Raw genomic sequence first — 14,965 nt, 5'->3', positions numbered from 1 at the left:
TCATTAATATATTCTATGTTTACTATTATCCTTCCTCCTTCAACAAATGTAGTAACATGAGTCCAGTACAATACCGAACTCATGCCCTAAAAACTCTCTAACGCAACAATCTGTCTAACTCTATAAAATTAGTTCATAATATACGATTTTTCTTACAGAAATATAGCACACCAAACATTAGCATAATACCAATTACGTAAAAAATTGTTGTTCCGCTCCCACCAGTATTAGGAATTCCCCAATTATTCTTCGCATTTTTCACTGTTATTTTTTGTGTCTTTACTGCTTCTGTAATTTCTATTTCTATTGGATCTCTAAGTAACATGTATCCGTTCGGTGCTTTTATTTCTTTAATCGTATACTTTCCAATTGCTAATTGGTTGGAAATTACCTTTCCTTTTTCATCCGTTATTAATCTACTAACTTCTTTCCCTTCTTTATCTAACACTTGAAATACAGCGCCTTTTAGCTTTAATTCACTATCCTTATCATCAACTTTTTCAATTTCAAATTGCCCAGTCGGATCTGGCAATTTCTTATTTTCTATTTTAATTTCTACTACTGTATCTTTTTCTATTTTTACAGCTATTTTATCTTTTAATAATTCATAACCTTTAGGTGCCTCTATTTCCACTAGGGTATAGTTTCCTATTGGTAAGTCCTTTGATATCATTTCTCCTTTTTCATCTGTTATTAACTCTCCAACTACTTTTCCTTTTGCATCTTCTATATGAAACTTTGCCCCTGCTAGTTTTTTATTTTTATCACTTATGTCTACTTTCACAAGCTTCATTTTCCCCATTGGATCTGGCAATTTCTTATTTCCTATTTTAATTTCTACTTCTGCATCTTTTTCTATTTTTACAGTTATTTTATCTTTTAATAATTCGTAACCTTTAGGTGCTTCTACTTCCACTAAGGTATAGTTTCCTATTGGTAAGTCTTTTGATATTACCTCTCCTTCTTCATTTGTTACTAGTTCTCCAACTATTTTCCCATTTAAATCTTCAATTTTAAACTTTGCTCCTGCTAGCTTTTTATTTTTATCACTTATGTCTACTTTCACAAGCTTCATTTTTCCCATTGGATCTGGCAATTTCTTATTTCCTATTTTAATTTCTACTTCTGCATCTTTCTCTACTTTTACAGCTATTTTATCTTTTGATAATTCGTAACCTTTAGGTGCTTCTTTTTCCACTAAAGTATAGTTTCCTATTGGTAAGTCTTTTGATATCGCTTCTCCTTCTTCATTTGTTACTAGTTCTCCAACTATTTTCCCATTTAAATCTTCAATTTTAAACTTTGCTCCCACCAATTTTTTATTATCATTATTACTATCAACCTTTTTTATTTTTACTTTTCCTGTACTAGGCTTGTTCCAATGTTTCCAGTTAAATTTAAAATTGTGAAACTCAAATCCACCAGTTTGTTGTACCGCACCAACAAATGCTTGTCCATTAATCGAACCGCCTTTTGTTTCTAATACAGCATTGGGAGCAAACACACTTCCAACAACACCATATCCTTCTGTTGTGATCTTTTTCGCATTAGGAAAAACCCAAATCATTTTACTGTATAGCTCAGTAAATGGTGAATTAGGAGAATAGGGTTGTGATGTGGGAATTATGTCCGTAGCCCTTCCAATATTGTTCTTGTCATATAGAATAGCCCCATTTTTAAATGTAACCTCTATCGCATCCGAATACATTACAATAAAATCTTTGTCCTTAGCACTCGGTAAAAATACATCTCTTATATCTAAATTAATTTTCCCTGTCAATTCTGATGAAACATAAATATTAGGATTGTTTATATCTTTTCCGATTCCATGACTCATATTTGGAATTGGGGTATTCGTTTTATATTGACCTGCATTTTTACTGACTTGGTTTACTATATTGCGAAATTCATTAAATTTCGCGTCAATTTCTAGTTTTTCTTTATAAACGATACGATCATAAGAAGATTGTATGATGCGATCTGGATCACTCTCTTTTGTCATTACGACTATTCCGTTTTGAATGATAAAAGATTCTTCTCTTGATTTCTTAAATTTTCCAGACAATAACAAAGACGGATATCCCTCATCAACCCATTTTTCACCTACTATATTAGATGTTCCCGCTGCAGCACCTACAATCGTATACCCAGATGCATCCATGTCACCTTGAACTGCAATTGCTCCTTCAATGTCGCCACCTACTGCTTTATGGTTACCAAAAACAACAGCATTATAACGCGATATATCACCTAGACCTTCTAAGTTTGTCGTGGATCCATATGCTTCTTTTGGTACATATACGACAAAACTTACACTTAACATTAACAAAACAATAAAATGAATAATTACCAGCTTTAATCGTAGCCTCAATTCCTTTGTTCCCACCTTTACCGTATTTTTTCTATAGTCGAATAAAATAAAATTTTTATCAATGAGGATTTACTTCATCCCCTATATACCTTCTTTACTTATCTCTGAATTTCCGGTCCCATTGCCCATTAATGCAGGATAAATACATTCTATCGAGTAAACCTTTTCTTATAAATTGCGACTAGAAACACACATAACAATAGGAGTGGAACTATTACAGTCCACTTATTAAACATAAATATCTCTGTACTCACTTTTTGTTTTTCTTTCTCGTTTAACTCCACACGCTCACCTCGAACTAGCAATCTATTGGTGTTTACTCCATAAGGCGTACACGTAATTAAAGTTGTATAATCTTTATTTTCTACAATTTGTAGATCGTCCGTTTCGTATGGTAACACTACTTTAATTTGATCTACTTTATAAGCAAGAACTTTGTCTAAAGAATGAATATAAAAAAGATCTCCTTCACTCAACTTATCTAAATCTGTAAATAATTTTGCTGATGGTAAACCACGATGCCCTGTTAAAATAGTATGCGTATTTTCTCCACCTACCGGGAGCGAAGAAAAATCTAAATGACCTATCCCGCGACTCAATACTTCCTCAGAGGTCCCTTGATAGATTGGCAGTTTTATATTAATTTTCGATATTTCAATATATCCCATTACATCTCCTAAATTTAACGCATCAGCATACGCTTGATGATTACTTTTTTTTTCAGAAAATGGATCAGTAAATGTTTTCGTGGAAGTTTGAACTTGTTTATTATATTCGGCTGCTTCTTTTTCCCTACGTTCGACTTCTTTCTTTTGTAGCGCTTTGATCTTCTTATCGTAAGAGCTAATCTCAGAATAATGTGCACGAGTCGCCAGCCAATTACTAATAGTAGGATATAAAAAAATACCTAATCCAAATAAAAAAATACCCCCCAAAACAAGATTTCGTTTCATATTTCCACCTCTGTATATGCTTAAATATCGAAAAGAGGGAAGCATTTTGCTTCTCCCCTTTTCCCATAGTTACATGTTCCTAAAATCTTAATTATTAGCAAACTTTTTTCTAAAGAAAACAAATGCCACTGTAACCATTAACGTAAGGCCTATTACAGTAAAAAGAGTCGTTCCTATGCCACCCGTTACCGGAAGAATCCATCCACTTTTATTATTTTCAATCGTCAATTTAACCGTTTGATTATTTTCACTAATCTTTACATCAATGGGGTCTTTTAATAATTGATACGATGCTTTTGTACCATCTTCTTTTGTATATGTTGGTGCTTTCGTTTCAAAAATTTGATAGTCTCCATATGGAATGTTAGACCATTTAATAACACCATTTTCATCTGATACACCTGTTACTTCTTTTCCTGCTACAACAACTATTTTTCCATTTTTATCTTTAAGTACAAACTCTGCACCTTTTAATTTATTCTTATTAGCACCATCAATTTTTGTTAACTCAATTATTCCAGTTGTTGGAACAACAACTACAGGTTTAGATTCCTTTTCTCCAATTACATCATTTTTATTTGTAAAATGTATTTTTGCTGTATTTAAAATTTCCGAACCAGATGGTACTCCTTCTTTTACTTGAGATTTAATTTGCAAATGAAATTCTTTTTTACCATCTAATTTTGTGAAATCTTTTACTGTAGCTGTTACTTTTTGACCTTCTATAGCTACCTCTACAATGCTTGCATTTACTTCTGCTCCATCAATTTTCACGATTGGCTTTCCTTGAATCACTAAACGATTATCCAAAGTATCTGTTACCACATATTTTTTGTATTCCTTAATGTCTTCTGGAATTAATGTTTTAATATCATAATTATAATTAGTTAACGGATTGATTGGTAACGCTTCCAATTTTCCGTTAATCTTTTTATCAATTGTTGGTTCTTCATAGTTTTTCACTTCTAATTTAACTACTGTACCAGAAGTAATAGTTCCATCTTCATTAATTGTTCCGGAGTTCTTAACAAAAAACTCACGTTTAGTTGGATCTATTACATAGCCTTTCGGAGCTTTTGTTTCTTGGAAATAGTATTCTCCATACTCCAATCCTTGCACTCGAATATGACCATTAGCATCTGTTGCTAACTCTTTTTTCACTTCTGTACCGTCTTTTTTAAATAAAGAGAATACTGCACCTGCTAATGCTTTTTCATTTACACCAGTTTTTATTAAATCCACTGCACCACGTTTAATCTCATTTTTGGGATACATGTGAACATCATAGTTTAGCACCTTACCCTCTTTATTCGTTAATGGAATATCCACTGTATACGTATTTGGATTTAAGTTAACATGTGGAGGGCCTGCCACTTCTTTCACTTCATAACGTCCTAGCGGAAGATCTTTTAATACAGCTTGTCCGTTATCATCTGTTACTACTTGATTTGGAGTGGCTCCCATTACAGGTTTCACGTCTTCTTTTACGATTTTCCCATCGTTTGAAATTTTTTCAAAAGAAGCAACCCTTTTCACTTCAAACGTTACACCTTTTAATGGTTTCGCATCTTTTGGCACCTCTTGATTTGCAGAACCGTCACCTTCTAGTCCCTGCGCTCCATCTTTTTCTTGTTCATACTTATGAATCGTTAAAGTACCTTTAGATGGTGAATCTGCCTTTACTAATACACTAGACCATGTAGAAAATGTTAAGAAAAACACTAAAAGCACACTACATATTTTTTTCATTTCTCTTATCCCCTTTACTACTTCTATCATTTTAAAAATCTCTTTATTACTATTACCTTCTTAAAAGCAATAGTGTGCCAAGTATCAGATTTAAACGAATAACATAAAACATAGTCGTCCAACAATCCATTGTTTACAATCACTTATTCACTTTTCTTATCTTCTATTATTACGTTGTCTCTCCGCATGATATATGTAATTTTCTCCCCTAAATTACTACTTATATCCCTACTTCAAGAATCATTACATTTGTTACATAATAGCTTTCACTGCTAATTTCGACTAGTCACTTACTGTCAATCCATTCATTTCTCCCTTCCTATCCCTATTTAAAATCCAATCTTAATCATTTTTTAATACATATAAGTAATAACCAACAAATAAGTGTGACGATTCATATTTTACGCTACTGCCCAAAACTATTACCTGTATATTCAAATAATATGTGCTATCCATGTTAAATTATGGTATTATTCTTAGAAGTTTATAACTTTTATTTATATTTTTTATTAATAAAGGTTTTCCCTTTCTACTTATGAAAAAAGGAATATATGTTTATTTAACTATTACGCATAACTGTAAGGAGGAAGAATATGATTAAAAAGCTCAGTCTAGTTGAGATAGAGTACATTTGCAATGTGTTTTTCCAATCTTTTGAAATTCCAGTTTGTTTTTTAGATTGTAACAAAAATATTCTTTTAGAATTCACATCAAAAAATGATTCACATTCGTTGTATACATCAAAAATAGAACAGTTACATGTGCTTTTTCAAAGAAATGATACATATAATTCCCCCATCTTCAGAACTCACGAACATCTAGGGCACTTCATTTTAATTCACATAAAGAGCGATTATATGGTGAACGGTACTGTTATTATCGGGCCCTTGGCACATGTAAACTTTTCTACAAGTAAAGCGGATAGTAACCTTAATTTTATTCCGAATTATAAAAGAACAAGAGACCATTATTTCTCATTGTCAGTCAAAGATCAAAATTTCTTTATAAATATAGCAATATTGTTCTATAACATTCTCTATACAAAAAATTCAGATGTAAGCACCTTTTCAAATAATAGTGACTCACTTCATATAAGTCATAGCAGAATCTTAAACGAAGATGTATATATTTCAATGCAAAAAAGCGAATCCATTTATCATAATTTATATATAGAGCAGCAACTACTTAGGTCTATAGAAAACGGGGATAAAGAAACCGTACTCAAATATTATTACGAATTCCAACAAGAGACTCTTTCATCTTTATCTTCATTCCATCAATTACGACGTCATAAAAACATTTGTATTTCATCCATCACGCTCGCTACTAGATATGCGATAAAAGGGGGACTTCCATCTGGGATTGCTTACAAAATTTATGATTTACATATTCAAAGAACAGAAGATTTAAAAGACAAAGAATCTGTTTGGGATTTATTAAAAAATGCTTTCTGTACCTTTGCAGACCGTGTAAAGGCACAAAAAACACAGCAACATTCACAAAATATTGCTATTTGCAAAAACTATATTTTTAAAAACATTTACAATCCAATATCTGTTAAACAACTTGCTAAATTTGCAAATGTGAATTCAGATTATTTATCTATATTATTTAAAAAAGAAGTCGGTATTTCATTAATTGAGTACATTCAACGTGAACGAATCGAAGAAGCAAAGAAATTATTAACTTTCACCACCTATCCCTTATCAGACATATGCGCTTCGCTTAATTTTAGCGATCAAAGTTATTTTACTAAAATCTTTAAAAAATTCACCAATGAAACACCTGGTAAATACCGAAAATCTCATGTTGTCATTTAGAGTGAAACTTCCATTAAAAAAAGTGTTTTCAGTAACTCATCAATGGCAGATTAGAAGCACTCCCATATTCATGAACTATAGAATTCATGCTATTTTCAAATCAAAAAACACGTTACTATTCTTTTATTTTAATGAGAATAGTAACGTGTTTTTTATGTAATGTAGTTCAGTAGACAGAATAACATCCAACTGCAAATTTTTACAGAAGTCAAATGTACCGCTTAACTACTAAAATCTTAATAAGTAAAAAATCCATATTTCATTTTACTTACTTTCTACTTTATTTCTTCTGGATAATGAACTCTTTTCTTCAAACGAATAATCCCTACTATTATTTTTGTATCTTTCTAAATTTGCGAACCAAAGTGAGTACTGTACCTGTAATAATCATTAATATGCCGATTGCTGCACTGTTAGTGGTACTTACACCCGTCTTTGGAAGCTCCTTATATGTATATTCTTTTTTATCGGTATTACTGTTGTTTGAGATATTATTCTTAATTGTCTTATTTGCAAGGCCATTAGCTTTGCTAGTTTCTTTATGTTTCACTAATACTTTTTGTATTGTATTTACCTCATTACCCACGGAATCTCTAACACTATATAATATTTCATAAGTACCAGCTTTAGTTATATCTATAGTTCCTTCATACGCTACTTTAGAAGTAAGGTCCCGATCCTCTTTATCAGTAGCTGATACTCCTACCCACGGATCAAATTGATCACCCTCAGTAATTGAAGTTGTAGCAGGTACTTTTAGTATTGGTTTTTCATTTGTAACTTCTTCTCTAACTTTGACCGTTACAGTTTGCTTCGCCGTTACTTCATGACCTTTAGAATCTGTTACCGTGTATGTTAATACGTAAGTACCGGCTTTAGTTGTATCTACTTCACCATCAACTCTGATTTTAGCAGTGAGATCACCGTCTTCTTTATCTATAGCTAATACTTCTTCCATTGGAACAAATGAATCTCCTACATGAATTGTCGCTTCAACAGGCACTGTTAATTTAGGTTCTAAATCTGATATTTCTCCATTTCCCTCTACAATTACAGTCTGTGTAGCCGTTGCAGTCTTCCCTTGAGAATCAACAACCAGGTATTCTACAATGTATGTACCTGGTTTTGAAGTATCTACATCGCCTTTATGCTTTACTTTATTTGTTAAATCTCCATCTTCTTTATCAACAGCTTTTACATTTCTCATTGGATCAAACGTATCACCTACACGTAGTGTAATCGTAAACGGTACAGTTAACTCTGGAGCTTGGTTTTCTGCTGTTTTTTCGTTTTCTTTCACTTTTTCTATAATTTCTGCAGCATCAAAAGCATTTTGGACTGCTTGAACTTCAATTGAGTTCATTCCATATTTATTAGTTGCCACTTTAAGACATGCCAATCTCAATTCAGAGAAATCAGAAGTCATGTTTAATTCATCATTATTTGCATAATAGAAAATATCAAACATTTTATCTTCACCAATACCATTTACATTTACACCGTTATGAGTACCACCTTGTGCAATTAAATACGCAACTTTATTAATAATACTTGAATTAAAATGAACGCCTCCATAATCCTCTCCATTTAAATCATTATATTTACTATAATCATCAGGATACGGTAGTCCTTCTGAAAAATTAATTGCAGTTGGATTTTTCATATTACGAAAAGTCGATCCCGTTTGTTCTCCTATTGTCCAGTTAAATTCCCCATTATTTATGTATTTCTCTATAGCCGTTCCCATAATATCAGATAATGCCTCGTTAATCGCCCCAGATTCTCCTGAAAATTCAAGGTTAGATTCGCTAGATGTAACTGCATGTGTAAATTCATGACCGGCTATATCGAATGCTTTTACCATAGGATCTCCATATAAAAGCATACTAATGTTATTAATATTAGTACTAAATGCATTCTCCCAATTTTCAGGATCATTTGTTCCTCCAGAATCCCACGCATGTACAACTGAAACTACTTTTTTTCCCTTATTATCAAAACTATTACGATTATATTTTTCTTTATAAAAATCATATACCTTTGTTGCTAAGAAATGAGCGCTTACCGCCTTTGAATCATTAAATGTCGTTGAAGTGCTAGTTGCTAGTATACCAGGATAATAACTTTCTTCATTTGTAATATCTCTATAATTTACATCATATGTCTCAATTCCTTGTCCTCTTGTGTAATCAGCAAGCGCATAATTCCCACTGGTCTGTTTAGAAATACCAAATGTACGAGTTACGCCTAAATCATCTTTTCCTGTTCCAGTTAATGATGTGAAATTGCTAGTTTTATTTTCCTTAACGGATTGAACATACTCTTCACTTATTTTCAAACTTGATTCTTGTACCATATCTTTTAACATTTCACCATTATGAGCATTCACTAAATAAGTTCCAGATACATAATTTGGTGTTGTAGCAGCAAATGTAACTTGATATGCATTGCTAGCCTGCCCATGATTTTCATCAACAAAAATAACCGCCTTAACTTCTGGCTCAGAAATAAATTTAGTGTCGTTTCCGTACTTTTTATAAATATATTGTTTCGATTCTTCTTTTGATAAATTAATAGGTTTCTTTAAATTTTCTTGTGTTAAATTTTGTGCGCTAGCTCCTGAAATGCTTTTAATAATACCTTTTTTATCAACGTGAGCAGTCAACTGGTGGCCATACACTTCTTTTCCTTCATATATTTGTTGCATGCGCACAAGTGTAGTTCCATCATAAGAACCACGTTTTTGAAGAACCTTGTAATCTACTCCTGTTTCTGCACTAACTTGTTTTGGAGACAAAGCATGATCCGTATTTTCCTTAAGTGCATCTTTCACTACATTCTCTGGTGCCTTTTGTGATGGTTGTGTAAGATCACCTGTACGGAACGAATCCTCTTGAATTTCTACTTGCATTTGACCAGGTTCCTCTGCATGACCTACTCCATATGGTGTTACACTTGTTAAAACGAATCCTGTTGTTAATGCAACTATAGCTATTTCTTTTTTATTTCCCATGATATTTACCTCGTATAAATTCCTATTATTTATATGAAACTGCTAAAATATATACAATCAATTCCTAACATAAAAAGATGACTTTTGTAATCAACAAAAGCCACCTCTTTAATATGTAATATCCCTAAAATGTTTTTAATACATAATTTCTATACAAAAAGCATTCATTAACGAGCATTTTGCAATACTTTTATTAGGTCATTTATATTTTCAACTTTCTGCTGAAACTGATCAAGTCTGCTATGTAGCAATGAAGGATTTTTATCTTCAGTTGAAATAACTTGTTTTAATTCGTTTTCTAATTTATCATACATACTAAAGAAATTATCAAATTCTACACTTATTAGCTCTTCATTTTCGCGATAGAATCTTTTTGCTTCTATATAAGTCATATATGATTTATTTAAAAATCCTAATGAAATTAAATATTTAGAAGTGTTTTCTTGATAAATAGCAATATCACACGCTATTTTAATATCAGAATAAGTCTTTTGAACAAGACAATGCAATTCAAAAATCTTAAACTTTAATCCATTATTCATTTCATCCTCTCCCATCGTATCTATTCTACATAAAATTAGAATATTATACAAAGAAAATTATTAGCATGAAATTGACAATTAAAAAAATAACTTAAGGATAAACAAAATCCCTCGCATTATAAATTATAGTTACGGAGCATTTACCAACATAACAGCAAAATAAAAAGCGAAAAGAATAAATCTTTCCGCTCTTAGAGTAATAAATACATTTCATATTGTGCTAAAGAATTCTTTTCAAATCTACATTTCTTTAAAAAACCCTCCAGTAAATTATTGTTAGGAAACCCAATTGATAAACTTGATAAATGTAATTCTTCTCTTGCTACTTGTAATAATGTCATCCCAACACCAATATTTCTATAATCTTTGTCTACGAAAATAAAACTAATTTTACCTTGTTCATTTACACATAGAGAGCCTTTTAATTCATTATCGACATATGCACCATAAAATACATTATTTGTTTGTTCGATATAACCAACATCATTTTGCCAATTTATATGGAAGTTTAACCATTTCTGAATTTCATCTTTAAAAGTTGGAAATTCTAATTGTTTTACTTCAATATCCTTACAATCTTTATTCATTATTTTAGTCAAATCATTTAAATTATAATAAGAAAGATCGTACACTTTTACATAGCCCAACTTATTATAAAAATGAATCGCCCGGTCGTTCCCTACAATGACTTCGAGAAAAAGTTGCTTACATCCATGTTGAAGTGCCTCTTCTTTATGCAGCTCAAATAATTTTTGACTCACACCAATACCGCGATAATTAGGATGAACCGCTAATGTTCCGCAGCGCATAGTCTTTATACTTTCATAATCCTTTATACCACCAAGTATTACGCCAACAGATTTGCCTTCTTCTAAAGCAAGAAAAGAATGTTCTAGCAAGTTACCCTCTGGCCCAAAAAAACGGTGTATAAAATCCCCTTTTGAAACTTCCATTTTAATAATGTAATCTGAAAATCCCTCTTTAAAAGCTTCATATACTAAATCAATATTTACTTCACTACACCTTTTATATTGAATCATATAAAATTGTCCTCCAATTGCTTGTATTAAACTCAACATGTAAGCATATAATAAATTCCATCTATTATTAATTTTATCTCTTAATTTGAAATGAACGGACATTTCCCTACATATAACTCACTATTAATTTGTTTTATAACAAACTATCTATTATTTACTACATTAATCTCATAAACACGTAAAAAAGCAATTAAATGCTCACATGCTCTTTCGCATGCTAGCATTTTAAAGATTTTTTGTTCTTCTTTCGTTTTATCATTTGCTTGATCTGAAGCAGCTTTTAAACATAGAAATGGTTTTTTATTTATTTGACACACATAGGCGAAAGCTGCTACTTCTTGATCAACTGCCAATGCTCCGTATACAGTATGAAGTAAATATCTCATTTCTGAACTACGAATACGTTGATCTCCAGATAAAAATGTACCGAAATGTATCGGATCATACGATCGTATTTTTTTTATTCTTCTTACAAGTGATTTTGTTGTTTCAATAGGTGCTGTTCTACCGTTATATAAATTAAAAACATCTTCCCCTGAGCCAGCAGCAGTAACATCATGTTGTATTGCGTTTAGTGCGACTACAATATGACCGTTTTTCACCTTGTTTGATAAACTTCCGCATATTCCTGTCATAAACAACTCATCTGGCTGAAACTCACTAATTAACAATTGTACACAACTAGCGCAGCTTACTTTACCAACACCAGTAACAACTGATATAATTTCCAGCTCATTAATAGTATGAAAATGAAATTCCCAAGCTGCTCTTTTTTCAACACGTTCACTTGGATAATGTTGATGCAAATACGTCAGTTCTGGTTCCCATGCAGATACAATTGCAATACGTTTCATTACACGCTTCACTTCCCCTATTGTCATTTAAATAAGTTATCTATACTTTCTCGTTCATAATCTGGAATCCATTCTTTGTATTTCTTATATAAATCTCGTATTATTTCTTTATTCTTCGCAATTACTTCACATCCTCTATCATCATACATAAACATGACAATATCTTTCGTTGCATTTATGAGAAATACATCTGGATAAGAAATTCCTTTTTTCCGTCCAAATCGAGGATACAAATCAGAAAAATCCTCATGATTAGCAGCTTGTATAAGCAATTTATACTTAATATCTTCCGCAAGACATTTTAAAGAAAATTGATATGTACAATATAAATCTGCTTCTTCATCTTCAAATAGAAACGGTAACGTTTCTTGTCTTATATGAAATCTTAAATCTCTTTTCTTAATATATTTATTGTATACATTTATTTTCTGTGGAGTTTTTATGTTTTCCTTTTTAAATCTATAAACATTTGTCACTACAAACACTACATCTTCTTTTGAAAATATGTCTTCAAATAAGAATTTATTATATGTATATAGTTGAGAAAAGTATTCCATATTTAAATCGTCGGTTCCTTCTACAATTTGATATTTATCTTTTCCGAAACCAAAATGTAAATGATTTCCCCACTGAGAATATAAGTAGGGTCCTAATGTAACTCCTGGAAATGTTTGATTCATATATTCTTTTAATTGCATTTCCTTGTCCTTTCTACTGTACAATTCCTTTTAAATCCCAGTATGCTTCTTCTAGCCACGGATGTATAACTTTCAATGTATCTTTCCTTTCCCACAAATATGAAATATATACAAAAGCTGCTTTTTCCAAAGATTTTGCCAATCCTTTTTTTATTTCTATTAAATATGGTGGTGTCCCTTTTTGATCCCATTCTATTTTATCTGCAACAAATAATACTAAATCCATCTTCGTTGCATGTTTACGCAACGTTGTGTGGCAACAAATTGCATTTAAAATTTCTTCATCTTCTACTTTAAATATTTCTTTTGCGATTACTCTCGATAGTTTTTGATGAATGATCATAGGAAACTTTCTTTCTGCTTCCACTATTTCTATCCCAAATTCTTCAGCAACTGCAATCCGCTCCTCGTTCGGAAAAATGCCACTAATATCATGTAAATATCCTGCAATTGCTGCTTTTTCTTTATCTACGTGAAACTTTTCTGCAATCTTTTTTGCCTCATTTGCCACACGAATTGAATGTTTATATGTAAACTCTTTATTATATTTTAGTAGAAAATCTTTAATATCATTGTCTATTTTTCCAGTTGGAGTAAATGAATATATATCATTATATAACATAGAAAATCCCCCTTATAACTAACTTTCATTATAATGCAGAATTTAAATATCTTTGTTATTTTATATTCGTTATTAATCTTTTTACTCCTTTTTAATACGTTACATGAAATTTTATACAGAATCATTGCTACAAGTACATAAATGTTTGATATTATAGTAATGTTGATGATTTGTAAGGAAAGGAACTACAAAATGAATAAAAACATATTAATTATTGATGATGATAAAGAAATTGTTGAATTACTTGCTGTTTATTTGCGAAATGAAGGCTATAACATTTATAAAGCTTATGATGGCGATGAAGCATTACAAAAGGTTTCTACATATGAAGTTGACCTTATGATTTTGGATATTATGATGCCAAAACGAAACGGATTAGAAGTTTGTCAGGAAGTACGTGAAAATAATACTGTACCAATTCTAATGCTTAGTGCAAAAGCAGAAGATATGGATAAAATATTAGGTCTTATGACAGGTGCCGATGATTATATGATCAAACCATTCAATCCATTAGAATTAGTAGCTAGAGTGAAAGCTTTACTACGAAGATCATCTTTCCAAAATGCTACTTCGCAAAAGAATGAAGATGGTATTATTCGTATTCGCTCTGTTGAAATACACAAACATAATCATACTGTTAAAGTAAATGGAGAGTATATTAAACTAACCTCTATTGAATTCGATATTTTATATTTACTTGCGAGTAATACAGGAAGAGTATTTAGTTCAGAAGAAATTTTCGAACGCGTTTGGAATGAAGATGGTTATGGTTCAAATAAGACGGTAATGGTCCATATTAGCAACTTACGGGATAAACTTGAAACAGTAATGAATGGAGAAAAATTGATTCATACTGTTTGGGGAGTTGGCTATAAAATTGAGAAATGAAGCATTTGATATATTAAAAGATATTCCTAAATGGAAACTTATTTTTTGGCTCTTATTAGCTATCACACTCACTCCTATTACTGAATTAATTATTTATCGCCTCGTTACGAGTGTAATTGAGAGTTCACTTACTCTAACCGAACTTGGTAAAGAATTCATTCGAATTTTTGGTTATGAAAAGTATAAAGGGATTAAAGAGTCGTTATGGATGATGATTGTTTCTTATTTGTTTTTATTTTCTATTTTTTCATCCTATCTTTACATTTTTTATCGTCACGAGAGAAAACTTTACTATGAAACTTGTATTAAAAAAATGATAGAAGAAATTCGTTATATTGCAAATGGAAACTTCAATCATAAAGTTTCTATTGTAAATCATAATTATCTGGAAGAGTTAGCAATCGGGGTCAATGAA

11 protein-coding genes and 1 pseudogene are annotated in these 14,965 nt (G+C 31.3%); 3 read left to right on the top strand and 9 right to left on the bottom strand.

From position 1 onward, the window contains the following. Positions 1-133: 133 nt before the first annotated feature. From JFU02_RS03850 to JFU02_RS03840, 3 genes are all read right to left on the bottom strand, one after another. A complete protein-coding gene (locus JFU02_RS03850) occupies positions 134-2,371 on the bottom strand; it encodes a SpaA isopeptide-forming pilin-related protein (RefSeq protein WP_086406185.1) in 2,238 nt (745 codons plus the stop codon). A gap of 149 nt (positions 2,372-2,520) precedes the next feature. Continuing rightward, on the bottom strand, positions 2,521-3,324 hold the full coding sequence (locus tag JFU02_RS03845; protein ID WP_201069920.1) for a class C sortase: 804 nt from the start codon (positions 3,322-3,324) through the stop codon (positions 2,521-2,523). 87 nt (positions 3,325-3,411) lie between these two features. Further along, the gene (locus JFU02_RS03840) at positions 3,412-5,073 is read right to left on the bottom strand and encodes a SpaA isopeptide-forming pilin-related protein (protein ID WP_086406304.1); all 1,662 of its coding nucleotides are present in this window, start codon (positions 5,071-5,073) and stop codon (positions 3,412-3,414) included. A gap of 593 nt (positions 5,074-5,666) precedes the next feature. Between JFU02_RS03840 and JFU02_RS03835 the strand changes: the two genes are divergently transcribed. Next, positions 5,667-6,893 carry a helix-turn-helix domain-containing protein gene (locus tag JFU02_RS03835; RefSeq protein ID WP_142337877.1) on the top strand — a complete coding sequence of 409 codons (1,227 nt, stop codon included), beginning with the start codon at positions 5,667-5,669 and terminating at the stop codon, positions 6,891-6,893. Between the two features lie 331 nt (positions 6,894-7,224). Here JFU02_RS03835 and JFU02_RS03830 read toward each other — a convergent pair whose 3' ends face one another. The 6 genes from JFU02_RS03830 to yqeK form a co-directional block, all read right to left on the bottom strand. After that, positions 7,225-9,906, bottom strand: a complete 2,682-nt coding sequence (locus JFU02_RS03830; protein ID WP_201069917.1) for a M4 family metallopeptidase — start codon at positions 9,904-9,906, stop codon at positions 7,225-7,227. A 167-nt stretch (positions 9,907-10,073) separates the two neighbouring features. Continuing rightward, the gene (locus tag JFU02_RS03825; protein ID WP_001059021.1) at positions 10,074-10,448 is read right to left on the bottom strand and encodes a hypothetical protein; all 375 of its coding nucleotides are present in this window, start codon (positions 10,446-10,448) and stop codon (positions 10,074-10,076) included. A gap of 191 nt (positions 10,449-10,639) precedes the next feature. Beyond that, positions 10,640-11,488, bottom strand: a complete 849-nt coding sequence (locus tag JFU02_RS03820; RefSeq protein WP_098867172.1) for a GNAT family N-acetyltransferase — start codon at positions 11,486-11,488, stop codon at positions 10,640-10,642. Positions 11,489-11,631: 143 nt separating this feature from the next. Next, positions 11,632-12,369, bottom strand: a complete 738-nt coding sequence (gene mtnN, locus JFU02_RS03815; protein WP_000151939.1) for a 5'-methylthioadenosine/S-adenosylhomocysteine nucleosidase — start codon at positions 12,367-12,369, stop codon at positions 11,632-11,634. Then, on the bottom strand, positions 12,366-13,040 hold the full coding sequence (locus tag JFU02_RS03810; protein ID WP_142337876.1) for a DUF3885 domain-containing protein: 675 nt from the start codon (positions 13,038-13,040) through the stop codon (positions 12,366-12,368). The genes mtnN and JFU02_RS03810 overlap by 4 nt, the downstream gene beginning before the upstream one ends. Before the next feature lie 13 nt (positions 13,041-13,053). Beyond that, a complete protein-coding gene (gene yqeK / locus JFU02_RS03805) occupies positions 13,054-13,662 on the bottom strand; it encodes a bis(5'-nucleosyl)-tetraphosphatase (symmetrical) YqeK (RefSeq protein WP_098867171.1) in 609 nt (202 codons plus the stop codon). Between the two features lie 192 nt (positions 13,663-13,854). On the opposite strand from yqeK, the gene JFU02_RS03800 reads away from it, so the two are divergent. Together JFU02_RS03800 and JFU02_RS03795 are read left to right on the top strand one after the other, a co-directional pair. Continuing rightward, positions 13,855-14,550 (top strand): response regulator transcription factor, encoded by a 696-nt coding sequence (locus JFU02_RS03800; RefSeq protein ID WP_001038809.1) that lies wholly within the window; start codon positions 13,855-13,857, stop codon positions 14,548-14,550. Continuing rightward, positions 14,540-14,965, top strand: a pseudogene (locus JFU02_RS03795) (sensor histidine kinase); the annotation flags it as partial. The gene JFU02_RS03800 and the pseudogene JFU02_RS03795, both read left to right, overlap by 11 nt.

Source organism: Bacillus sp. TH13 (assembly GCF_016651175.1).
Classification (GTDB): domain Bacteria; phylum Bacillota; class Bacilli; order Bacillales; family Bacillaceae_G; genus Bacillus_A; species Bacillus_A thuringiensis_S.
The sequence above is the reverse complement of the archived record's forward strand: the minus strand, read 5'-3'. Positions and strand labels throughout refer to the sequence as shown.

What these genes read in the sequence shown, in the direction of transcription:
- JFU02_RS03835 (WP_142337877.1), top strand. Translation starts at nt 5,667, where the DNA reads ATGATTAAAAAGCTCAGTCTAGTTGAGATAGAGTACATTTGCAATGTG.
- yqeK (WP_098867171.1), bottom strand. Translation starts at nt 13,662, where the DNA reads ATGTTATATAATGATATATATTCATTTACTCCAACTGGAAAAATAGAC.
- JFU02_RS03845 (WP_201069920.1), bottom strand. Translation starts at nt 3,324, where the DNA reads ATGAAACGAAATCTTGTTTTGGGGGGTATTTTTTTATTTGGATTAGGT.
- JFU02_RS03840 (WP_086406304.1), bottom strand. Translation starts at nt 5,073, where the DNA reads ATGAAAAAAATATGTAGTGTGCTTTTAGTGTTTTTCTTAACATTTTCT.
- JFU02_RS03800 (WP_001038809.1), top strand. Translation starts at nt 13,855, where the DNA reads ATGAATAAAAACATATTAATTATTGATGATGATAAAGAAATTGTTGAA.
- JFU02_RS03820 (WP_098867172.1), bottom strand. Translation starts at nt 11,488, where the DNA reads ATGATTCAATATAAAAGGTGTAGTGAAGTAAATATTGATTTAGTATAT.
- JFU02_RS03830 (WP_201069917.1), bottom strand. Translation starts at nt 9,906, where the DNA reads ATGGGAAATAAAAAAGAAATAGCTATAGTTGCATTAACAACAGGATTC.
- JFU02_RS03825 (WP_001059021.1), bottom strand. Translation starts at nt 10,448, where the DNA reads ATGAATAATGGATTAAAGTTTAAGATTTTTGAATTGCATTGTCTTGTT.
- mtnN (WP_000151939.1), bottom strand. Translation starts at nt 12,369, where the DNA reads ATGACAATAGGGGAAGTGAAGCGTGTAATGAAACGTATTGCAATTGTA.
- JFU02_RS03810 (WP_142337876.1), bottom strand. Translation starts at nt 13,040, where the DNA reads ATGCAATTAAAAGAATATATGAATCAAACATTTCCAGGAGTTACATTA.